This is a genomic window from Kitasatospora sp. NPDC090091 (assembly GCF_044747365.1).
In the GTDB taxonomy this organism is placed as follows: Bacteria; Actinomycetota; Actinomycetes; order Streptomycetales; family Streptomycetaceae; genus Kitasatospora.
The window spans coordinates 147,931-170,871 of sequence record NZ_JBIVDY010000018.1; the positions used below are offsets into that span (position 1 = coordinate 147,931).

Genomic DNA, 22,941 nt, shown 5'->3' on the forward strand with positions numbered 1-22,941 from the left:
CCTCTCGGCGCACCCGAACAACTGTGTTAGGTTAGGCTTGCCTAACGTTGCTGGTCGGAGGGGATTTCCTGTGCTGCAGTCGGAATTGGTCGGCACCACTGCCGTGGTGACGGGCGCCGGGCAGGGCATCGGTGCCGCCGTGGTGCGGGCGCTCTCCGTCGCGGGGGCCGCCGTCGCGGCGGTCGACCGAAACCCGGGCCCGCTCGCCGCGCTGGCGGAGGGGCTCGGCGGTTCCGTCCGCCGGTACGTGCTGGACGTCACCGACGCGGCGGCCGTCGAGTCCACCGTGGAGCTGATCGAACGCCAACTCGGGCCGGTCGGCGTCCTGGTGAACGTCGCCGGGATCCTGCGGACCTCGCCCGCCGTCGAACTCTCCGACCAGGACTGGGCGGACACCTTCGCCGTCAACAGCACCGGGGTGTTCCACACCTGCCGGGCGGTCGGCGGCCGGATGGCGGCGCGCGGCTCGGGGTCGATCGTCACCGTCGGGTCCAACGCCGCCGGGGTGCCGCGCGCCGGCATGGCCGCCTACGCGGCCTCCAAGGCGGCGGCCACCATGTTCACCCGCTGTCTGGGTCTGGAGCTGGCCCGCTCCGGCGTGCGCTGCAACATCGTCTCGCCCGGTTCCACCGACACCGAGATGCAGCGCGCGCTCTGGGGCGACGACGCCGAGGCGGCCGAACGGCGGGTCGTCGACGGCGATCCGGCCGGCTGGCGGGTGGGCATCCCGCTCGGCCGGATCGCCCAACCCGCCGACATCGCCGAGGCGGTGGCCTTCCTGGTCTCCGACCGGGCGCGGCACATCACCATGCACGACCTGTACGTGGACGGCGGTGCCACCCTGCGGGCCTGACCCGCACGGCCTTCGTGGAGCCGCCCCTCCGGAGGCCAGCCCGGCCGCTCGGTCCGGGCCCGCCCCGGGGCCGATCCCGCCCGGGCCCGCACCCCGGGTCCGGGCTCCGAGCCGGTCCCCCCCCACCACCCCACCACCCGCCGGCCGGCGCCACGCGCAGCGCCCGGCGACCACTCGCAGACTGGAGAATCCAGGTGACCACGGTGCACCACGCCCCCGCCGGGACGGATCCCACCGTCATCGGCGCGGCCAGCGGGCTGCTGGGCCAGTACCGGGCCGCGCCCGACGAGGCGTTCTTCGCCTCCCCGACCCGCACGCTGCTCACCGACGGCGTGCACGTCCGGGTGCCGCAGGACGGGCGCCCGCTGCCCGTCCGGGTCGCCGACACGCTCGCCCGCGCCCGCCGGGACGGCGTCGAACACCCGCTGGTGGTGGGCGCGGTGGCGTTCGACCACGACAGCCGCGCCGAACTGGCCGTGCCCGCCCGGGTCCGCCACTGCGGCGCGCTGCGCGACGATCCGCTGATCGCGCTGCCCGCCCCGGCCGCCGACCGGGTCGAGTGGAACGTCCGCCCCGTCCCCGCCCCGGAGGCCTACGGCGCCGGCGTCGCGGAGGCCGTCCGGCGCCTGCGGGCCGGTGAGCTGGACAAGGTGGTGCTCGCCCGCACGCTGGAACTGACCGCCGGCCGCCCGCTCGACCTGCCCGCGATCCTCCAGAGACTGGCCCGCCGCGACCCTGGCGGCTACAGCTTCGCCGTCCCGGCCGGCTCCGGCCGGACGCTGATCGGCGCCAGCCCCGAACTGCTGCTCTCCCGCCGCGGCACGGCCGTCCTGGCCAACCCGCTGGCCGGGTCGGTGCCGCGCAGCGCCGACCTCGGCGAGGACGTGCGCCGCGCCGCCGCGCTGCTGGAGTCGCCCAAGGACCTGCACGAGCACGCCGTCGTGGTCGACGCGATCCGTGCCGCGCTGGCCCCGTACTGCCGGACGCTGGACGTGCCGGAGCGGCCGACCCTGGTCCGCACCGCCGCCATGTGGCACCTCGCCACCACCATCACCGCCGAGCTGGCCGACCCGGCCGTCTCCGCGCTGGAGCTGGCCACCGCCCTGCACCCGACCCCGGCCGTCTGCGGCACGCCGACGCCGCTGGCGCGCCGCGCGATCGGCGAGATCGAGCCCTTCGACCGCGGCCTGTACGCCGGCATGGTCGGCTGGGGCGACGCGGACGGCGACGGCGAGTGGGTGGTCACCCTGCGCTGCGCCGAGGCGGACGAGCGGACCCTGCGGGTCTACGCGGGGGCGGGGGTCGTCGCCGAGTCCCGTCCCGAGGCCGAACTCGCCGAGACCAGCGCCAAGTTCCGGACCTTCCTGGACGCCGCGGGGGTGCCGCGATGAGCGCCGGGAGCAAGGACGTGACGGGCGCCGTGGCGTTCGAAGGTTGGTCCGGCGAGCTGTCCGGGGGCGCGTCCGCGGCGGCTGCCGACGGCGCCGCCGGGCCGGCCGCCGACCCGATGGCCGAGGTGCTGGCCGGCTTCACCCCCTACCCGGCGGAGTTCGCCGAGCGCTACCGGGCCGCCGGCCACTGGCGCGGCGAGACCTTCGGCCGGATGCTGCGCGAGCGCGCCGCCGCCCACGGCGAGCGCATCGCGATCACCGACCCCGTCGACCCCGCCGGGCCGGGCAGCCCCGACGGGGCCGGCGGTCCGCGCCACTGGAGCTACGCCGAACTCGACCGCCGCGCCGACCGGATGGCCGCCGGCCTGCTCGCCCGCGGCATCGGCCGCGGCGACCGGGTGGTGGTCCAGCTCCCCAATGTGGCCGAGTTCTTCGAGGTGGTCTTCGCGCTCTTCCGGATCGGCGCCCTGCCGGTCTTCGCGCTGCCCGCCCACCGCTACACCGAGATCTCCTACTTCTGCTCCTTCACCGGCGCGGCCGGCTACGTGGTCCCGGCCGTCGAGGGCGGCTTCGACTACCGCGAACTGGCCGGCCGGGTGAAGGCGGAGACGCCGTCCCTGCGGCTGGTGCTGGTGGCCGGCGAGGACGCGGGGGAGCACGTCCGGCTGGCCGACGTGCCGGTCGACGGCCCGGGCCCGGTCGTCGAACCGCAGCCGGAGGACGTCGCCTTCCTGCAGCTGTCCGGCGGCAGCACCGGCGTGCCCAAGCTGATCCCGCGCACCCACGACGACTACATCCACTCGCTGCGCGGCTCGGTGGAGATCTGTGGCCAGGACGAGCGGAGCGTCTACCTCTGCGCGCTGCCGGCCGCGCACAACTTCCCGCTCAGCTCGCCGGGTTCGCTCGGCACGCTGTACGCGGGCGGCCGGGTGGTGCTCTGCCCGCAGCCCGGCCCGGAGGCGGCGTTCCCGCTGATCGAGCGCGAGGGCGTGACCATCACGGGCCTCGTGCCGCCGCTGGCGCTGCTCTGGCTGGACGCCGCCGAGCGGCGGGCCGCGGCGGGGGAGCCGACCGGGCTGGCAAGCCTGGAGGTGCTGCTGGTCGGCGGCGCCAAGTTCAGCGAGGAGGCGGCCCGCCGGGTCCGCCCGGTGCTGGGCTGCACGCTCCAGCAGGTGTTCGGCATGGCCGAGGGGCTGGTCAACTACACCCGGCTGGACGACCCGGAGGAGGTGATCGTCACCACCCAGGGGCGGCCGATCTCCCCCGACGACGAGGTCCGGGTGGTCGACGACGAGGACCACGACCTGCCCGACGGCACCACCGGCCACCTGCTCACCCGCGGCCCGTACACCATCCGCGGCTACTGGAACGCGCCCGAGCACAACCGCAACTCCTTCACCGCGGACGGCTTCTACCGCACCGGCGACCTCGTCCGGCGCACCGCCACCGGACACCTGGTGGTCGAGGGGCGGGCGAAGGACCAGATCAACCGCGGCGGCGAGAAGGTCGCCGCGGAGGAGATCGAGAACCACCTGCTGGCCCACCCGGCCGTGCACGACGCGGCCGTGGTCTCGATGCCCGACCCCTACCTCGGCGAGCGCACCTGCGCGTACGTGGTGCTGCACGAGAGCGAACGCGAACGGCCGCCGAAGCCGGTCGAGTTGAAGCGGTTCGTGCGTTCGCGCGGACTCGCCGACTACAAGGTGCCGGACCGGGTGGAGTTCGTCGACGCGTTCCCCGCCACCGGGATCGGCAAGGTCAGCAAGAAGGACCTGCGGGCTGCCGTCGCGGCCGCCCTCACCACCCCCTGAGAGTCCCCACCCCCTGAGACCGAAGGAAGCACCGCCGTGGGCCTGCCCCGCATCCCCTCCTATCCCATGCCCGCCGCCGACGAGCTGCCCGCGAACCGGGTCGCCTGGACGGTCGAACCGTCGCGCGCCGTGCTGCTGGTGCACGACCTGCAGAACCACTTCCTGGACGCCTTCGACACCGGCGCGGCGCCGGTCACCGAGCTGTTCGCCAACGTCAACCGGCTGCGCAAGGAGGCCGAGCGCCTCGGTGTCCCGGTCGTCTACTCGGCGCAGCCCGGCGGCCAGAGCCCGGAACAGCGCGGCCTCCAGCAGGACTTCTGGGGCCCCGGCATCCCGGACGACCCGCGCGCGGCGGCCGTCGCCGACGCCGTCGCCCCGGGCGGGCGGGACATCCTGCTGACCAAGTGGAAGTACAGCGCCTTCGCCCGCACCGAGCTGGCCGAACTGCTGCGCGCCCAGGGCCGCGACCAGCTGGTGATCACCGGCGTCTACGCGCACATCGGGGTGCAGGCCACCGCCTGCGACGCCTGGATGCGCGACATCGAGGCCTTCGTGGTGGCCGACGCGGTCGCCGACTTCGGCGCGGACGAGCACCGCGCCGCGCTCGCCTGGGTGGCCGGCCGCTGCGGCGTGGTCACCACCGCGGACGCCGTCCTCGGCGCCGCCTGAACCGGCGACGACGCCGAACTCGACGCATTTCGAAGGGAAGTGGGGAAGTGACGGGCATGGCCTTCACCGTGGAGCGGATCCGGGCCGAGGTGGCCGAGCTGCTGGGCGAGGACCCGGCGGACATCCCGCTGGACGAGAACCTGGTCGACTGGGGCCTGGACTCGGTCCGGCTGATGGCCCTGGCCGAGCGGTGGCGGGCGGACGGCGCCGAGGTGTCGTTTCCGCAGCTGGCCGAGCGGCCGGCCGTGGAGGCCTGGGCCGAGCTGCTGGGCGCGTCCTGATGGACCGGGCCGACGTGCTGACGCCGGGCACCGCGCCGGTGAAGCGGCCGCCCACCACCGTGGTCGGCCCGGTCGAGGCGCAGGCCGCCCGGACGCCCGGAGCGCCCGCGCTGCTGTTCGCGGACGGCACGCAGGTGTCGTACGGCGAGCTGAACGCGGGCGCCAACCGGTTGGCGCGGCACCTGGCGGGCCTCGGCGCCCGCCCCGGCACGGTCGTCGGCCTGGCGCTCGCCCGCCCGGCCGACGTGCTGCCGGCGCTGCTGGCGATCGCCAAGTCCGGTGCGGCGTACCTGCCGTTGGACCCGGCTGACGCCCCCGGCCGGCTGGCCTGGCTGCGCTCCGACGCCGAGCCGGTCGCGGTCCTGGGGGAGGGTGTGCCGGGCGCGGTCCGGCCCGGACCGGCCGAGTTTGCGGCGGAGTTGGCCACCGACCCGCCGCGCGCGCTGACGCCGCAGCACCCGCTCTGCCTGGGCTACGGCCCCGGCGGGCGGCCGGCGGGCGTCGCGCTGACGCACGGCGAGGCGGACCGGCGGGTGCGCGAGCTGCAGGCCGCCTACCGGCTCGGGCCGGGTGACCGGGTGCTGCAACTTGGGCTGCCACTCTGGGAGTTCTTCTGGCCGTTGCGGACCGGTGCGGCGCTGGTGCTGGCCGGTCCGGAACGGCCCGCCGACGTGGGCGGGCTGGTCCGGGAGCTGGGCGTCACCGCGCTGCGGGCGGCCCCGGCCGTCCTCGGCGGCCTGCTCCCGGAGCCCGGCCCGGCGCCGGTGCACGTCCTGCTCGGACGCGACTGACCCGGCGCCGGTTGCCTGCCGCGTTCGGGGGAGAGCGGCCCGGCGCCGGGGCGGGTCGGTCAGCGGCCGGCCGCGCCCCCGTGCACGGCTGCGCCCGGGTGGCCGGCTGCGAAGTCGGCCGCCGTCCACGCCATCCCGATCGCGCCGTCCAGCACGGCGCGGTCGGCCTCGGGGGAGACGGCGGCCTCGGCGAAGGCCGGTTCGTGCGGGGCGCAGGCGCCGCCGGTGATGTCCAGCACCGGGTGGATCGCGGGGAGCAGGTGCGAGACGTTGCCCATGTCGGTGCAGGCGAACGGCCCGCTCTCGACCGGCTCCGGCCGGCCCAGCGCGCGGGCGTTGGCGCGCCAGAGCGCGAGCAGGCCGGCGTCGCTGCGGAAGTCCAGGTAGTCCGGCTCCGGCCGGGTCAGCTCGACCTCGCAGCCGGTGGCCAGGGCGCCGGCGCGGAAGCAGTCCTCCACCCGGGTGCGCAGCTCCGCCAGGTCCTCGGCGGCCGAGGCGCGGATCTCGTACTCGGCGGTGGCGGTGTCCGGGATCAGGTTGGGGGCCGTCCCGGCGGCGGTGGTGATGCCGTGCACCCGCCAGTGCGGCGGCAACTGCTGGCGCAGCAGGCCGAGCGCGACCTGGGCGACGGTGAGGGCGTCGGCGGCGTTGCGGCCCTCGTGCGGGTTGAGGCTGGGGTGGGCCGCCCGTCCGGTGTAGCGGACGGCGAGGGTGCCGAGCGCGAAGGAGCGGAAGTCGGCGACCTCGACCGGGCAGGGGTGGACCATCATCGCGGCGTCCACGCCGGCGAAGGCCCCGGCGTCCAGCAGCAGCGCCTTCCCGGCGCCGCGCTCCTCGGCCGGGGCGCCGATCACCCGGACGGTCAGCCCGAGCCGGTCCGCGTGCGGTGCGAGGCCGAGGGCGGCGCCCAGGCCGGCGGCGGCGATCAGGTTGTGGCCGCAGGCGTGGCCGAGCCCGGGCAGCGCGTCGTACTCGCAGACCAGGGCGACGGTGACCGGGCCGGAGCCGATCGTGGCGGTGAACGCGGTCGGCAGACCGTGCGCGGGGGCGGTGACCGCGTAGCCGTGGTCGCGCAGCAGCCCGGCGCACCAGGCGGCGGCGCGGTGCTCCTCGAACGCGGTCTCGGGGTGGGCGTGGAGGCGGCGGCTGAGTGCGAGCAGTTCGTCGCGGTGCGCGTGGACGCGCTCGCGCACGGCGGCCTTGAGGCCGGCCCGTTCGAGCGCGGCCACGCCCGCAGGGGCCGCACCCGATGCGGCCACGCCCGCAGCGGCTGCACCTGCTGGGCCTCCTGGGCCGGCCGTACCGCCCCGGCGCCCGCCCGCGGCCGTGTCCCCGCGCGCCTCCGCGGCGGTCTCGGGCGCGGTCCCGGGGCCGGGCGGGTTCGCGTTCAGGGGGGACATCGGCGCCTCCGGAGGCGTCAGGGCCCGTGCCATGACGGGCGGTTGACCAGACAATATGAAGATAGCTTAGGCTAACCTAAGTAGGCGTTCCGTTCGCCGGACCCGAGGAGCTCTCAGAACCATGCGTCCCCACCAGGCCGCGTCCGACCCCGTCGCCGATCCCGCCGACGTACCGCTGCTCGCCACCCAGGCGGCGATCTGGTACGCCCAGGCGCTCGACCCCGGCAGCCCGGTCTACAACACCGGCGACGCCGTCGAGATCGCCGGCCCGCTCGACGCCGACCTCTTCGAGGGTGCCCTGCGGCAGGCCGTCGGCGAGGCGGACGCGCTCGGCGCGGTGGTCGTCGCCGCCGAGGACGGCGCCCCGCGCCAGCGGCTGCGGCCCGGCCGCCCCTGGCCGCTGCACCGGCTCGACCTGCGCGCCGCCGTCGACCCGGACGCCGAGGCCGAGGCCTGGATGCGGGCCGACCTGGCCGGGCCCGCCGACCTCGCCGAGGGCCCGCTCTTCACCCAGGCCCTGATCCGGCTCGGCGAGGACCGCCACTGGTGGTACCGGCGCGTCCACCACCTCGCCGTGGACGCCTATGCGCTCACCCTGATCGGCGACCGGGTCGCCGAGGTGTACACCGCGTACGTCGCGGGGGAGCAGCCCGGCGCGCGCACGTTCGCCACCCCGGCCGAGGCCGCCGCCGAGGAGGCCGCCTACCGCGACAGCGCCGACTACGCCGCGGACCAGGCGTTCTGGCGCGACCGGCTGGCCGGCGCCGGGGGCCCGGCCACGCTCCCCGCGATGCCCGCCGCGATGCCCACCGCCGCGGCCGGTGCCCCGGCCGCCGAGGCCTCCGCCGCGGAGGCCCCCGCCGCCGGCCGACTCCCGCGCCTGGCCGCCGAGTTGCCCGCCGGCACGCTCGCCCGTCTGGAACGCGCCGCCGGCGCCGTCCGCGCCACCTGGGCCGAGCTGGTCATCGCCGCCACCGCCGGCTACCTGCACCGCCTGGCCGGCACCGAGGACGTCGTGCTCGGCCTGCCGCTGGCCAACCGCCGAGGCCCGGCCGCCCTGCGCACCCCGATCGCCACCGCCAACGTGCTGCCGCTGCGCCTCGCCGTGCACCCCGGGGACGCCGCCGCCGACCTGCTGCGCCGCGTCGTCCTGGAGCTCCGCGCCGTCCGCCGCCACCAGCGCTACCCGCTGGAGGACCTGCGCCGCGACCTCGCCCTCACCGGCGAGCGGCGCGCCCTGTTCGGCCCGATGGTCAACATCAAGGCGTTCGAGCGCGACCTCGACCTGGCCGGCCTGCCCGGCACCGTCCGCAACCTCGCCGCCGGCCCGGTCGACGACCTGGCCCTCGCGGTCTCGCCCGGGCCCGACGGCGCCCTGCGCCTCCTCCTGGAGGCCGACCCGGCGCGCTACGCCGCCGACGCGCTCGCCGCCCACCGGGACGGCCTGCTCCGCTACCTCGACGGGCTCGCGGAGCTGCTGCTGACCGACCCGCAGACGCCGATCGCCCGCATCGACCTGCTGGACGCCGAGGCGCTGCGCCGTGCCACGGCCGGCCGTGCCGAGCCCGCCGTCACCCGGACCGTGCCGGTGCTCTTCGCCGAGCAGGCCGCCCGCACCCCCGACGCCGTCGCCCTGCGGAGCGGTGAATCCGTGCTCACCTTCGCCGAGTTGGACGCCGCCGCCGACCGCCTCGCCCACCGCCTGGCCGCCCTCGGGGTGCGCGCCGGGAGGCCCGTCGCGCTCGCCCTGCCGCGCAGCGCCGACACCCTCGTCGCCATGCTCGCGGTGCTCAAGGCCGGCGGCGCCTGCCTCTCGCTCGACCTCGCCCACCCGCGCCGGCGGATCGCGGACATCCTGGCCGACGCCCGCCCGGTCTGCGCCGTCGGCGCCGCCGCCGCCCTCGCGGCGCTCCCGGGCGGCGCGGACGGCCCCGACGGCCCGGGCAGGCCCGCCGTCGTCCTCGACGACCCGGCCGTCCGGACCGCACTCGGGCTGCTGCCCGGCGCGTCGCTGCCCGCCTCCTCGCCGGCCACCGCGCAGCCGCTCCCCGGGCCGGCCCTCGAACAGACCGCCTACCTGCTGCACACCTCCGGCTCCACCGGCCGCCCCAAGGGCGTCGTGGTCACCCACGCCTCGCTCGCCAACCTGCACGCCGCTCACGGCGAGGACCACATCGCCCCCGCCCTCGCCCGCACCGGCCGCACCCGGCTGCGCGTCGCCCACAGCGCCTCGTTCGCCTTCGACGCCTCCTGGGACCCGGTGCTGTGGATGGTCCACGGCCACGAACTGCACCTGCTGGACGACGACACCTACCGCGACCCGGCCGCCCTGGCCCGCTACGTCGACCGGGAGCGGATCGACTACCTCGACGTCACCCCCTCCTACCTCGAAGTCCTCCTCGCCGAAGGCCTGCTGGACGAGGGGCGGCACCGCCCGGCGGTGCTGGTGGTCGGCGGCGAGGCCACCCCCGACGCCCTCTGGCGGCGGCTGACCGCCGTCGACGGCCTCGCCCCGCTCAACCTCTACGGGCCCACCGAGACCACCGTCGACGCCTACTCCTGGACCCCCGGCCCGGACGGCACCCCCGTCGGCCGGGTGGTCCGCGGCTCCCGCGCCTACGTCCTCGACGCCTCGCTGCGCCCCGCCCCCGACGGCGTCCCCGGCGAGCTCTACGTGGCCGGCGCCTGCCTGGCCCGCGGCTACCTCGGCCGCCCCGACCTCACCGCCGAGCGATTCTCCGCCGACCCGTTCGGCCCGCCCGGCAGCCGGATGTACCGCACCGGCGACCTCGCCCGCCGCCGCGCCGACGGCACCCTGGAGTTCCTCGGCCGCGCCGACGACCAGGTGAAGATCCGCGGCTTCCGGATCGAGCCCGGCGAGATCGCCGCCGTCCTCGGCGGGCTCCCGGACGTGGCGCAGGCCGTGGTGATCGCCCGGCCCGGCCCGCAGGGCAAGCGGCTGCTCGGCTACGCCGTCCCCGCGCCCGGTACCGCGCCCGACCCGGACGCGCTGCGCGCCGCCCTCGCCGAACGGCTGCCCGAGCACATGGTGCCCGCCGCCGTGCTCGTCCTGGACGCGCTGCCGCGCACCGGCAACGACAAGCTCGACCAGCGCGCCCTGCCCGAGCCGCCCGCCGACGCGCCGGCGGGCGGCGACGCGCCGGCCACTCCGCAGGAGGAGGTGGTCTGCGGCCTGTTCGCCGCCGTCCTCGGCCTGCCCGAGGCCCCCGGCCGGTCCGCCTCCTTCTTCGAGCTCGGCGGCCACTCGCTGCTGGCCGGCCGGCTGGCCGCCCGGCTGCGCGAGACCCTCGGCGCGGCCGTCGGCTTCGCCGACGTCTTCCGCCACCCCACCCCGGCCGCCCTCGCCGCCCTGCTGCGCGAGCGGTCGGCACCCGAACCGCGCCCGGCGCTGGTGCCGGCGCCGCGCGCCGAGCGGCTCCCGCTCTCGCCGGCCCAGCGCGGCCTCTGGTTCCTGCACCGGCTCGAAGGCCCCAGCCCCACCTACAACATCCCGCTGGTCCTCACCCTGACCGGCCCGCTCGACCGCGCCGCCCTGGCCCGCGCCGTCACCGACCTCGCGGCCCGGCACGAGACCCTGCGCACCGTCTGCGTCGAGCCCGCCGACGGCGAGCCGTACCAGCGCGTCCTGCCGGCCGCCGACGTCCCGCTGCACGACGGCGGCTCGCTCGCCGAGGCCGTCCGGTACGCCTTCGACCTCGCCGCCGAACGGCCGCTGCGGGCTACCCTGTTCGCCGAACCGGACGGCCGCCACACCCTGCTCCTGCTGCTCCACCACATCGCCGGCGACGGCGCCTCCACCACCCCGCTGGCCCGCGACCTGGCCGCCGCCTACGCCGCCCGGAGCGCCGGTCGTGAGCCAGAACTGCCGGAGCTCACCGTGCAGTTCGCCGACCACGTGGCCTGGCAGCGGCAGCTGCTCGGCACCGCCGAAGCGCCCAGCCCGCTCGCCGTCCGCCGGCTCGACCACTGGCGCAAGGCCCTCGCCGGCCTGCCCGACCAGCTCGACCTGCCCACCGACCGGCCGCGCCCGGCGGTCGCCGGACACCACGGCGCCACCGTGCCGTTCACCCTGGAGCCGGCCGCCCACGCGGCCCTGGCGGCGCTCGCCCGCACCACCGGCACCACCGTCTTCATGGCCGTCCAGGCCGGTCTCGCCGCGCTGCTCACCCGGCACGGCTGCGGTACCGACATCCCGGTCGGCACGCCCGTCGCCGGCCGTGACGGCGACGAGGCCGCCGCCCTGGTGGGCTACTTCGTCAACTCCGTGGTGCTGCGCACCGACACCTCGGGCGACCCGACCTTCCGCGCGCTGCTGGACCGGGTCCGGTCCACCGTACTGGCCGCCCACGACCACGCCGACCTGCCGTTCGACCGGCTGGTCGAGGAGCTCAACCCGCCCCGCTCACTCGCCCGGCACCCGCTGTTCCAGGTCATGCTGGCCTGGCAGAGCGTCCCCGACGCGGGGTTCGCGATGGGCGGCGGGCTCACCGCCCAGATCGCCGCCGTGCCCTCCGGCACCGCCAAGTTCGACCTCACCCTCAACGCGGGCGAGCGGCCCGGCGGCGGCATCGCCGGCTTCCTGGAGTACCGCACCGACCTGTTCGACCGGGCCACCGCACAGGCGCTCGCCGACCGGCTCGCCCGGCTGCTGACCGCCGCCGCCACCGCGCCCGACACCGCGATCGGCCTGCTCCCGCTGATCAGTGCGGAGGAGCGGCACCGGGCCCTGGTCGAGTGGAACGGCACCCCGGTCGCCACCGCCCCCGGCGCCACCCTGCCCGAACTGTTCGAGGCCGCCGCCCGCGCCAACCCGGCCGCGACCGCCGTCAGCCACCGGGGCGACAGCCTCGACTACGCCGAACTCTCCGCCCGCGCCGACCGGTTGGCCCGCCTGCTGGCCGCCCGCGGCATCGGCCCCGGCACCATCGTCGCGCTCGCCCTGCCGCGCTCGCTCGAACTCGTCACCGCCCTGCTCGCGGTGGCCAAGTCCGGCGCGGCCTACCTGCCGCTCGACCCGGACTACCCGGCCGACCGGCTCGCCTACATGCTGGCCGACGCCGCGCCCGCCGCGCTGCTCACCGACTCCGCCACCGCCGACCGCCTCCCCGCCCACCGGGTGCCGCAGATCCTGGTCGACGGCGGCGAGCCGGACGCCCACCCGGCCACCCCGCTGGCCCAGCACGAGCGCACCCGGCCGCTCACCGCGGACGACGTCGCCTACGTCATCTACACCTCGGGCTCCACCGGCCGGCCCAAGGGCGTCCCGGTCACCCACCACAACGTGGTCCGGCTGTTCACGGCCACCGACCACTGGTTCGGCTTCGGCGCCGAGGACGTCTGGACGCTCTTCCACTCCTACGCCTTCGACTTCTCGGTCTGGGAGCTCTGGGGCGCCCTGCTGCACGGCGGCCGTCTGGTCGTCGTCCCGCACCTGGTCAGCCGGGACCCGGCGGCCTTCCTCGACCTGCTCGCCCGCGAACGGGTCACCGTGCTCAACCAGACCCCGTCCGCCTTCTACCAGCTCAGCGCCGCCGACCGGGAACAGCCCGGCCGCCGACTCGCCCTGCGCTACGTGGTGTTCGGCGGCGAGGCGCTCGAACTCGGCCGCCTGGACGACTGGTACGAGCGGCACGCCGACGACGCGCCCGTGCTGGTCAACATGTACGGCATCACCGAGACCACCGTGCACGTCTCCCACATCGCCCTCGACCGGGCGAGCGCCGCCGCCGGCACCAGCAGCACCATCGGCGTCAACATCCCCGACCTGCGCGTCTACGTGCTCGACCCGCACCTGCAGCCCGTCCCGCCCGGCGTCACCGGCGAGATGTACGTGGCCGGCGCCGGCCTGGCCCGCGGCTACCTCGGCCGCCCGGCACTCAGCGCCGAACGCTTCGTCGCCGACCCGCACGCCGGGCTGTTCGGCGAACGCGGCACCCGGATGTACCGCTCCGGCGACCTCGCCCGCCGCCGCGCCGACGGCGTCCTGGAGTACTTCGGCCGCGCCGACCAGCAGGTCAAGATCCGCGGCTTCCGGATCGAACTCGGCGAGATCGAGGCCGTGCTGGCGGCCCACCCGGGCGTCGCCGACGCCGCCGTGATCGTCCGCGAGGACGTGCCCGGCGACAAGCGCCTGGTGGGCTACGCCGTACCGGCGCCGGCCGCCGGCGGCGCGCAGCCCACCGCCGACGAGCTGCGCGCCCACACCGCCGCCGACCTGCCGGTCCACATGGTCCCCTCCGCGGTCGTGCTGCTGGAGCAGCTGCCGCTGACCGCCAACGGCAAGCTCGACCGCCGGGCCCTGCCCGCCCCCGAGGCCCCCGCGGGCGGCGGCGGCCGGCCCCCGCGCAACCCGCGCGAACAGCAGCTCTGCGAGCTCTTCGCCGAGGTGCTGGGCCGGCCGGCGGTCGGCCCCGAGGACGACTTCTTCGCCCTCGGCGGCCACTCCCTGCTGGTCGTCCGCCTGGCCGGCCGGATCCGCGCCGTCCTCGGCCTGGAGGTCGGCATCGGCACCCTCTTCCAGGCCCCGACGCCGGCCGCCCTCGACACCGCCCTCGCCGCGGACGTGCGCGGCGCCGACGCCCTGGACGTCCTGCTCCCGCTGCGGCCCGCCGCCCCCGGCAGGCAGGCCCCGCTGTTCGCCGTCCACCCGGCCGGCGGCCTCAGCTGGTGCTACACCGGCCTGATCCGCCACCTGCCCGCCGACGTGCCGATCTACGGCCTCCAGGCCCAGGGCGTCGGCGCCGCCACCGCCGGCCGGCCGCTGCCGCGCACCCTGGAGGAGCTGGCCGCCCACTACGTCGACCGGCTCCGCGAGGTCCGGCCCGACGGCCCCTACCGGCTGCTCGGCTGGTCCACCGGCGGCATCATCGCCCACGCCATGGCCGTCCGGCTGCAGGAACTCGGCTGCACCGTCGAGCTGCTGGCCGTCCTCGACGCCTACCCGGCCGAGGGCTTCCGGGAGCTGCCGGTGCCCGACCAGGCCGAAGCCCTGGAGGCGCTGCTCACCATGGGCGGCTACGGCCCCGCGGACCTCGACGGCCGCCCGCTCGAACTCGCCCACGTCACCGAGCTGCTGCGCCGCGAGGGCAGCCCGCTGGCCGGCCTGGACGACGCCACGGTCGAGGCGCTCAACCGGATCTACCTCAACACCAACCACCTGGTCCGCGGCTACGACCACCGCCGCTTCGAGGGCGACGTGCTGTTCTTCCGCGCCACCGTCGACACCATCGACGAGACCCTGGTGCCCGAACTCTGGGCCCCCTACACGGCCGGCCGGATCCACAACACCGACGTCGCCTGCTCGCACAAGGACATGACGCTGCCCGAGCCGATCGCGCACATCGCGCGCGTGGTCGCCGAACACCTCGCAACCCTGGAGAACGCCACCCATGAGTGACGCCCCCGCCAACCCCTTCGACGGCGACGGCGACTTTCTCGCCCTCGTGAACGACCAGGGCCAGCACTCGCTCTGGCCGGCCTTCGCCGCCGTCCCGGCCGGCTGGACCGCCGCCCACGGGCCCTGCCCGCGCGCCGAGGCGCTGGACTGGATCACCACCCACTGGACCGACCTGTGCCCGGTACGGTGACCGGCGCCGCAGCCCCGGCCCCCGCGGCGCGCCCCCGGTTCGCCGGGCGCGTCGCGGTGGTCGTCGTCTACACGGCCGCGATGTGCATGAACGGCCTGGACTCGACGATCGTCAACCCCGCGCTGTTCACCATCGCCGAGGACTTCGGCCGACCGGTCTCCGCCGCCAACGCGGTGGAGACCGCCTTCCTGGTCGGCCTCGCCCTCGGCCTGCCGGTGGCCGGCTGGCTCGGCGACCGGTACGGCGTCAAGCGGGTCTTCCTCACCGCGCTGGCCGGCTTCACGCTCGCCTCCGCGCTCTGCGCCGCCGCGTCCGGCCTCGGTACGCTCTCCGCCGCCCGGGCCGTCCAGGGCGTCGCCGGCGGGCTGCTCACCCCGGTCGGGATGACGCTGCTCTTCCGCGCCTTCGCACCGCACGAGCGCGCCGGGCTGGGCAAGGTGCTGATCGTGCCGACCGCGCTGATGCCCGCCCTCGGCCCGCCGCTCGGCGGCTTCCTCACCGAACACCTCTCCTGGCACTGGCTCTTCCTGGTGAACGTGCCGATCGGCGCGGCCGCCGTCCTCACCGGTCTGCTCGGCCTGCCCGCGGGTGAGGAGGAGCGGGCCGGCCGCTTCGACACCGCCGGCTTCCTGCTCGCCACCCCGGGCCTCGCCCTGCTCACCTACGCGCTCGGCTTCGGCCCGGCGCACGGCTGGTCCTCCCCGGGCGTCGCGACCGCCGGGGTGCTCGGCCTCCTGCTGCTCTGCGCCGCCGTCCGGCACCAGCTGCGCACCGACGACCCGCTGGTGGACCTCAGACTGCTCGCCGACCGGGTCTTCGGCGCGGCCACCTGGCTGGCCCTGCTGACCTCCGCCGCACTGATGGGCGCGCTGTTCGTCTTCCCGCTGCTCCACCAGGCGGCCCTCGGCGGCTCCGCCCTGGACGCCGGGCTGAGCGTCTTCCCGGAGGCGATCGGCCTGATGGCCGCCTCGCAGGTGGTGGACCGCCTGCTGCCCCGGATCGGCCCGCGCCGGCTCGCGGTGCCGGCGCTGCTCCTCGCCGCCCTCGTGCTGGCCGCGCTCGCCGCCCCCGGCGTCGGCGGGAACGCCTGGGCGGTCCGGGCGCTGATGTTCGGCATCGGGCTGATCCTCGGCACCGCGGTGCTCACCCTGCAGATCGCCGGCTTCGCCGACGTGCCGCCGCCCGCGATGGGACGGGCGATGGGCCTCTTCACCATCGTCCGCACCCTGGGCGGGGCCCTCGGCATCGCCGCCACGGCCGCCCTGGTCGGCGTTCTCGCCGAGGACGGCACCCACGCGGCCGAGCCCGGCCCCTACCGGGCGGCGCTGCTCCTGACGGCGGTGCTGGTCGCCGCCGGCACGCTGGTCGCGGCCCGCCTCCCCCGCGAGGCCCCGGGGCCGCCGCCGGATTAGCACGGCAGGACCCGCGCGAGCCCGCCCCCGGCCTTTCGGGGGCGGGCTCGCCGCGGTTTCGCCCGGCGGTTCCCGGGGTCGGCCGTATTTCCGGGTGCCCTCCGCGGGTGCTTTCGGGTGCCGTCGGGCGTTTCCGGGCCCTCGGGGCGCCGAGCGGAAAGGAATAATCCGCGTCCGTGGATAAATTCCTTAATAGAACAGAGATGCGGCAGATGATATTACGTTCGCCAATTCTGGAGGATTCCCGGTGTCCGGGCAGGTGAACGCCGAGAGGCGGAATCCCGCCCTCCGCCGGGCGTGCGCCGGAGCCCGCCACGGGGGCGCCGGTCCGGCCGCCGCCGCCCGGGCTGGGGCGGAGCAACGGCATCGTCGCAGGTGAGGTGGGTGGCTCCCGGCCGGTCGGCCGCGCCGGGGTGATCGCCCCGGGCGGCGCGCACGCACTGTCCCGGCCTGTCCGCGCCATGCGGTGGCGCACCGTCCCGCGCCCGGCTCGCAGGCCGGATCGGGGCGCGATCCGGTGCGCAGAATCGTTCCGTCGTATGGAAAGTGCGCCGTTGCAGATGGATCCTCTGTGGCTCCACTATTCTGATGGTCGCATCGCCATACGGCACTTCCACACCGTGGCTTCCGGCCGGCACTTCCGCGACGCCGGGCGCGACAGACACCGGCTCTCCACCATCACCAGCATTCTCCGTCGTCCCGCCTGCGCAGATCCCTGCACCGAGGAGGGTTCCGTTGGACAACCGGTACGAGGCCTACGCCTACGCCGACCCGCTCTTCTACGACTCGCCCCGGCGCTGGGGAGCGCACGAGGAGTTCGCCGCCGTCACCCGGCCGTTGCCCGAGGGCTGGGAGCGCAGCGAGCTGGAGATGTGGTCCGTCGTGCGTCCCACCGGCGTCCGGATCCCCGACCAGGGCTGGAAGATCCACGTCTCCTCGTGCACCGAGACCGCGGAGGAGGTTCTGGAGACCGTTCACTCCTACTGCCTGAGCGAGCGCATCACCTTCAAGTTCCTGCGCGGGCTGCCGATCCTCCAGGTGCAGAACTCCAAGTACGCGCCACGCGGCTCCAGCGGGAAGTTCTGCACGCTGTACCCGGTGGACGACGCGGAGCTGGAGCGATGTCTCCACGGGCTCGGCCGGCTGCTGGCCGGCCGCAAGGGCCCCTACATCCTCAGCGACCTGCGCTGGGCCGACGGGCCGCTCTACCTCCGGTACGGCGGCTTCGCCGAGCGCTACTGCCGCAACGAGCAGGGGGAGCGGGTGCTCGCCCTCACCGGGCCGGACGGACGGCTCGTCCCGGACGTCCGGGGTGCCGGCTTCGCCGTCCCGCCCTGGGCGCCCGTCCCGGACTGCATCGCCGCGGCCGTGGCCGAGCGCGCGGCCCAGCAGGACACCGGGCTGCCGTACACGGTGGAGCGCGTCCTGCACTTCTCCAACGCCGGCGGCGTCTACCTGGCCCGCGGCGGCGCGGACCGGCCGCCGGTGGTGCTGAAGGAGGCCCGTCCGTTCGCCGGCCTGGACCAGCGCGGCGTCGACGCGGTGACCCGGCTCCGCAACGAGCACGGCATCCTCGCCCGCCTCGCCGGCGCACCCGGCGTGCCCGCCGAACACGGACTGCTGACCGCCTGGGAGCACGAGTTCCTGGTCCAGGAGTACGTCGAGGGGCAGTCCCTCAGCGAGTGGCTGACGGCCCGCTACCCGTTGATCCACCCCGGCACCGACGAGGAGGCCGTCGCCGAGTACACCCGCGACGCCCTCGCGATCGTCGAGCAGGTGGAGCGGGCCCTGGCGGGGATCCACGCCCGTGGCGTGGTCTTCGGCGACCTCCACCCGCGCAACCTGATCATCAGACCGGACGGCGAGCTCAGCTTCATCGACTTCGAACTCGCCAGCACCCTCGACGACTTCCTCCGGCCCGCGCTGGGAGCCGCGGGATTCACCGCACCGCTCGGCTACACCGGGGCGGACATCGACCGGTACGGGCTGGCGGCGCTCCGCCTCTGGCTCTTCTTCCCGCTGGTCCAGCTCACCGCCCTCGACCCGGGCAAGGCCGGGCAGCTGGCGGACGCCGTCGAACGCCGCTTCCCGGTGCCGGCCGGCTACACCGACGACATCCGCCGCTACCTCGGCTCCGCCCCCGCCGACGGCCGGACGCCCCGCCCCGAACTCGACCTCGGCCGCGCCGAGACCAGGGCGCTGCTGGAGGCGCCGGTCGCCGACTGGCCGGCGATCCGGGACTCGCTCGCCGCCGGCATCGCCGCGGCGGCCACCCCCGACCGCGCCGACCGGCTCTTCCCGGGCGACGTCGCCCAGTTCACCCAGGGCGGGCTCGGCCTGGCCCACGGCGCGGCCGGCGTGCTCTACGCCCTGCACGCCACCGGTGTCGCCGTCGACCCCGGCCACGTCCGCTGGCTGGCCGCCGCCGCCCGCGGCCGCACCCTCCCGGCCGGCCTCTACCAGGGCGGCCACGGCGTGGCCTACGTCCTGGACCTGCTGGGCGAGCACGAGCAGGCGGTGGAGCTCCTGCACCGGCTCACCGAGGCCGCGGCCGCAGGGGCCGAACCGGGATCGGGCCTGGCCGCCGGCGGCCCCGGCATCGCCCTCACACTGCTCCACTTCGCCCTCGCCACCCGCGACGACCGGCTGCTGGAGGAGGCGCTCACCCAGGCCAGGTCCGCCGCCGGGGCGTGGGAGAAGGCGGGGAACAGCGACCCCCGGCGCCGCGCCGGACTGCTGGCCGGTGCCTCGGGTGCCGCGCTCGCCCTGGTCCGGCTGCACGAGCACACCGGCGACCACGCCCTGCTCGACCAGGCCGAGACCCTGCTGGAGCTGGACCTCGAACGGTGCGTCAGGGTCGGCGACGGGACGCTCCAGGTGGTCGACGGCCGCCGGGTCCTGCCCTACATCGAGACCGGCAGTGCGGGCATCGGGCTGGCGCTGGACGCGCTGCTCGCCCACCGGCCGGACTCCGCCCTGGCGGACCGGGAGGCGCCGATCCGGCGCGCCGGCGAGCCCGAGTTCGTCATCCAGCCCGGTCTGTTCAACGGGCGGGCCGGACTGCTCGGCTACCTCGCGCTCACCCAGAGGCGCGCCGCGGGCGTCGCCCCGCCCGGCACCGTCGGTCCGGTCGAGGGCCCCGGCGTGGGGGAGGCGGGCGGTGCGACGCTGCTGGACCGGCAGCGCGCCCTGCTGGCCCTGCACCAGATCCCCTACCGGGGGTGGCTCGCCTTCCCCGGCGACCAGCTGCTCCGGCTCTCGACCGACCTCGCCACCGGCTCCGCCGGAGTGCTGCTGGCGCTGGGCACGGCCCTCGCCGGCACCCCCTTCCTCCCGTTCACCGGGGCGCCCGGCACCGCACCGCCGCGCTCGCGCCCCACCCCCCGCTGACGGGCCGCCCGGCCCGTCCGCCCCGGGCGCGACTGCCGCGCCCCCAAGGCTCCCGGCCGCCCGGCCGGGTGATTCACCGCACAGTGAAGGAGAACGTCATGGCGATCCTCGACCTCCAGACCATGGAGCTGCCCGAGACCGAGGCGGCCCCGATCGACGACACCCTCGCGAGCACCAGCTCGCTGAGCGTGCTCAACTGCGGCACCAGCACGGTCAGCACGCTCCTCTGCCTCTGAGCCGTACCCCCGCCCGTAGGGCGGGGTAGTACGGCGAGGCCGGCCCGGTGATCTCCGGGCACCTGGCCGGTCACCGGGCCGCAGCGGTCTCCGCTGCGGCCCGGTCCAATGGTCGGCCCGGTAAGTGGTCGGCGGGGTTCCGGGGCGGGCCCGTCGGGGGTCCCGCGAGTCCTCCGCCGCGCCGCCGGTCCGTGCCCGCCCGTCCGTGTCCGCCCGTGTCCGCCCGTCCTCGCCGGTCCGTCTGCCCCGATCGGCCGCCCGCGCGGCCCGGCCGGCCGCGGCGGCACACCGGCCCCAGCAGAGAGGCAACCCGTGGCCGACCAGCCCCCCAACGCCGAGACCCCCGTGCCGTCGCCGGTCCGGCTGCGCCGTGAACTCGCCGCCCAGCCCGTCCGGCTCGTCGTGGCCCTGCTGCTCGCCGTGGCCGCCACCGCCGCCGCGCTCGCGCTCCCGCTGCTGGTGCAGAAGATCGTCGGCGACTTCTCCGCCCACCGCTCGCTCGCCCCCGGCCTGCTGATGATGGCCGGTGCCGCCGTCGGCGGGGCACTGGCCCAGGCCCTCTCGGGCTTCCAACTCGCCCGGATCGGCGAGCGGATGACCTACCGCCTGCGGGTCGGCATCATGGCGCACGCGCTGCGGCTGCCGCTGCCCGTGGTGCGCGCCCGCGGCACCGGCGACCTCGCCGCCCGGGTCACCTCCGACGCGCAGCTGCTGCGCCAGGTGGTCGAGGTGGCGACCCAGCTGCCGCTCGCCGCGCTCAGCGTCCTCGCGACCCTCGGCGTGATGCTGTGGATCGACTGGGTGCTCACCGCCGTCACCGTGGCCGCGCTCGCCGTGCTGACCGTCCTGGTGCTGCTGATCATGCGCCGGATGAGGTCCAACGTGAGCGGACAGCAGGACGCGGTCGGGCGGATCGCCCAGCGCTTCACGGCCAACCTCGAAGCGCTCACCACGATCAAGGCGTACCGGGCCGAACCGGTGGCCGACCGGGCCCTGGCCGAGGACGCCGAGGAGCTGCGGGCGGTCTCCCTGACCGGGGCCCGCCTCGGCGCGCTGGTGCCCGCGGTACTGACGCTCGGCAACCAGTTCGCGATGATCGCGGTGATCCTCACCGGCGGGGCCCGGATGGCGGCCGGCGACCTGGAGGTGGCGGCCTTCGCCGCGTTCCTGCTCTACCTGCTCCAGACCGTCCCGTCCGTGAACACCCTGGCCACCGGCTTCGGACGGCTCCAGGCGGGGCTGGCGGCCCGGGACCGCTGCAACGACCTGCTCGCCCTGCCGCTGGAGGCCGACCCGGACGACGCCGACCGGACCGCCCCGGCACCGGCACCGGACGCCCCGGCCGTGGTCTTCCGCTCCGTCACCTACACCCACGGCGGGTCGGAGGACGCCGCCCTGCGCGCCGTCTCCTTCAGCGTGCCGCGCACCGGACTGACGGCGGTGGTCGGGCCGTCCGGCGCCGGGAAGACCACCGCGCTCTCGCTCATCGGCCGGTTCGTCCGGCCCTCCGCCGGGGCGATCAGCGTCCTCGGCCACGACACCGGGAGCTGGCCGCTGGGCGCGCTGCGCGCCCGGATGGCCTACGTGGACCAGGCGTTCACCCTGCTGGAAGCCACCGCCCGGGAGAATCTGCAGCTCGGCCGGGCCGGCGCGGCCGCCGACGGCGAGCTGGCCGAGGCGCTGGCCGCCGTCGGCCTGACCGAGGACGTCGCCCGCCTCCCGCGGGGCCTGGACACCGTCCTGGGCCGCGAGTCGGACCTCTCCGGTGGCCAGCGGCAGCGGATGGCGCTGGCCCGGGCGCTGCTCGCCGACGCCGACATCGTCCTGCTGGACGAGCCCACCAGCCAGCTGGACGGCCTCAACGAACTGCGGTTCCGCGAGATCGTGGAGCGCCTGGCCCGCCACCGGGCCGTGGTCGTGGTCGCCCACCGGCTCTCCACGGTCCAGCGGGCCGACCACGTGATCATGATGAACCGCGGCACCGTCGTCGACGCCGCCGACCACCCGACCCTGCTGACCCGCTGCCTCCCGTACCGGGAACTGGTGGCCAGCCAGGCCGGGCCGTCACTGCTCGGCGGTCGGTAGCGCGGGCGGTCGGTGGCGCGGGTGGCCGGTGCCGGTGCCGGGGAGGGGTCAGAGCTGCTTCACCAGCCGGTGGTGTCCCGGCCCCCAGCGGTACCCGAGGGCCGAATTGACCGCGACCATCGGCGCGTTGCCGGCCTCGACCTCGGTGCGGGCGGTCCGCACGCCGTGGCCGGCGAGGCGTCGGGCCGCGTGCAGCTTGAGGCTCCGGGCGAGGCCGCGCCCCCGCCAGGGGCGCAGCACGCCGGTGTAGTCGATGTGGCAGGTGCGCGGGTCGCCGGTGGCGCGGGCGGCGGTGACGCCGACGATCCGGCCCGCGCACTCCGCGGTGAACATCCAGTCCGGGCGGCACCCTTCGCCGGCCACCGCCTCCGCGTACCAGTGGTCGAAGTCGGGCAGCGCGTCGACGAAGCCGGGGTTGTCGCGCAGGGTCTCGCGGTAGAGCCGGTAGAGCTGGAGGGCCGGCTGCGGGGCGGAGGTGGTCGCGAGGGTGCTCAGGCGGATGCCGGGCGGGGGCACGGCCGGCGGGAGGGTGTCCAGCCGGGCCGTGGCCGTTCGGATGTGTGCGTCGATCCGGTGGCCACGCTGGATCGCGAGGCGGAGCAGTTCCGGGTGGCCCTGGGCCAGTTCGCCGAGGATCCGCCGGGCGCCCGCGCCGCGGGCCCAGCGTTCCAGGGCGTCCATCAGGGGGAGCAGGCGCTCGGGTGCCAGGCCCCTCGTGCCGACGACGAGCGAGGCGATGTCGCCGGGCGGCGTCCACGGCGCCCGCCAGGCGGTGGCGAAGGCGGCGAGCTCGCCGTCCGGGCCGGGCTCCACGAGGCGGATCCGTCCGAAACCGGTGAGCATTCCGTCCGGTCCGGCGAAGAGGCTTCCGGTGGGCGGCAGTTGGGCGTCCTGGGCGCGCAGCTCCGCCGGCGTGACGGGCCTCGGCCCGGCGGCGGAGAGCAGCCTGGCCAGCGGCGGGTAGTCGACGGAGGGCTGGAACGGACGAGGAGTCACAATGTGACATTGTATAGAA

At 76.3% G+C, this 22,941-nt stretch carries 14 protein-coding genes; 12 read left to right on the top strand and 2 right to left on the bottom strand.

Annotated features, from left to right (window positions below; translation table 11 throughout):
- The first annotated feature begins 37 nt into the window (after window positions 1–37).
- The 6 genes from ACIPSC_RS28545 to ACIPSC_RS28570 all read left to right on the top strand — a co-directional run bounded on the left by ACIPSC_RS28545 (window position 38) and on the right by ACIPSC_RS28570 (window position 5,796).
- Window positions 38–853, top strand: a complete 816-nt coding sequence (locus tag ACIPSC_RS28545) for a 2,3-dihydro-2,3-dihydroxybenzoate dehydrogenase (protein WP_400829249.1) — start codon at window positions 38–40, stop codon at window positions 851–853.
- A gap of 188 nt (window positions 854–1,041) precedes the next feature.
- On the top strand, window positions 1,042–2,244 hold the full coding sequence (gene dhbC, locus ACIPSC_RS28550) for an isochorismate synthase DhbC (protein ID WP_400829334.1): 1,203 nt from the start codon (window positions 1,042–1,044) through the stop codon (window positions 2,242–2,244).
- A 116-nt stretch (window positions 2,245–2,360) separates the two neighbouring features.
- The gene (locus ACIPSC_RS28555) at window positions 2,361–4,055 is read left to right on the top strand and encodes a (2,3-dihydroxybenzoyl)adenylate synthase (protein WP_400829336.1); all 1,695 of its coding nucleotides are present in this window, start codon (window positions 2,361–2,363) and stop codon (window positions 4,053–4,055) included.
- Window positions 4,056–4,091: 36 nt separating this feature from the next.
- On the top strand, window positions 4,092–4,724 hold the full coding sequence (locus tag ACIPSC_RS28560; protein WP_400829251.1) for an isochorismatase family protein: 633 nt from the start codon (window positions 4,092–4,094) through the stop codon (window positions 4,722–4,724).
- Window positions 4,725–4,780: 56 nt separating this feature from the next.
- Window positions 4,781–5,005, top strand: coding sequence for a phosphopantetheine-binding protein (locus tag ACIPSC_RS28565; protein ID WP_400829253.1), 225 nt, complete (start codon window positions 4,781–4,783; stop codon window positions 5,003–5,005).
- Complete coding sequence (locus ACIPSC_RS28570; RefSeq protein WP_400829255.1) at window positions 5,005–5,796, top strand: AMP-binding protein; 792 nt, start codon at window positions 5,005–5,007, stop codon at window positions 5,794–5,796. Before ACIPSC_RS28565 ends, ACIPSC_RS28570 begins: the two co-directional genes overlap by 1 nt.
- Window positions 5,797–5,855: 59 nt before the next feature.
- Here the strand turns inward: ACIPSC_RS28570 and ACIPSC_RS28575 are convergent, their stop codons facing one another.
- On the bottom strand, window positions 5,856–7,055 hold the full coding sequence (locus ACIPSC_RS28575) for a M20 family metallopeptidase (protein WP_400829257.1): 1,200 nt from the start codon (window positions 7,053–7,055) through the stop codon (window positions 5,856–5,858).
- Between the two features lie 262 nt (window positions 7,056–7,317).
- On the opposite strand from ACIPSC_RS28575, the gene ACIPSC_RS28580 reads away from it, so the two are divergent.
- The 6 genes from ACIPSC_RS28580 to ACIPSC_RS28605 all read left to right on the top strand — a co-directional run bounded on the left by ACIPSC_RS28580 (window position 7,318) and on the right by ACIPSC_RS28605 (window position 21,926).
- Window positions 7,318–14,613: an amino acid adenylation domain-containing protein gene (locus ACIPSC_RS28580; RefSeq protein ID WP_400829259.1), complete on the top strand. Its 7,296-nt coding sequence runs from the start codon at window positions 7,318–7,320 to the stop codon at window positions 14,611–14,613.
- Window positions 14,606–14,803: an MbtH family protein gene (locus ACIPSC_RS28585; protein ID WP_400829261.1), complete on the top strand. Its 198-nt coding sequence runs from the start codon at window positions 14,606–14,608 to the stop codon at window positions 14,801–14,803. Before ACIPSC_RS28580 ends, ACIPSC_RS28585 begins: the two co-directional genes overlap by 8 nt.
- Window positions 14,800–16,215 (top strand): DHA2 family efflux MFS transporter permease subunit, encoded by a 1,416-nt coding sequence (locus ACIPSC_RS28590; RefSeq protein WP_400829263.1) that lies wholly within the window; start codon window positions 14,800–14,802, stop codon window positions 16,213–16,215. The genes ACIPSC_RS28585 and ACIPSC_RS28590 overlap by 4 nt, the downstream gene beginning before the upstream one ends.
- Before the next feature lie 735 nt (window positions 16,216–16,950).
- Window positions 16,951–19,605 carry a class III lanthionine synthetase LanKC gene (lanKC, locus tag ACIPSC_RS28595; RefSeq protein WP_400829265.1) on the top strand — a complete coding sequence of 885 codons (2,655 nt, stop codon included), beginning with the start codon at window positions 16,951–16,953 and terminating at the stop codon, window positions 19,603–19,605.
- Between the two features lie 98 nt (window positions 19,606–19,703).
- A complete protein-coding gene (locus tag ACIPSC_RS28600; RefSeq protein ID WP_176189324.1) occupies window positions 19,704–19,841 on the top strand; it encodes a SapB/AmfS family lanthipeptide in 138 nt (45 codons plus the stop codon).
- A gap of 312 nt (window positions 19,842–20,153) precedes the next feature.
- Window positions 20,154–21,926: an ABC transporter ATP-binding protein gene (locus ACIPSC_RS28605; RefSeq protein ID WP_400829268.1), complete on the top strand. Its 1,773-nt coding sequence runs from the start codon at window positions 20,154–20,156 to the stop codon at window positions 21,924–21,926.
- 48 nt (window positions 21,927–21,974) lie between these two features.
- Here the strand turns inward: ACIPSC_RS28605 and ACIPSC_RS28610 are convergent, their stop codons facing one another.
- Window positions 21,975–22,922, bottom strand: coding sequence for a GNAT family N-acetyltransferase (locus tag ACIPSC_RS28610; RefSeq protein ID WP_400829270.1), 948 nt, complete (start codon window positions 22,920–22,922; stop codon window positions 21,975–21,977).
- Between the last annotated feature and the right edge of the window lie 19 nt (window positions 22,923–22,941).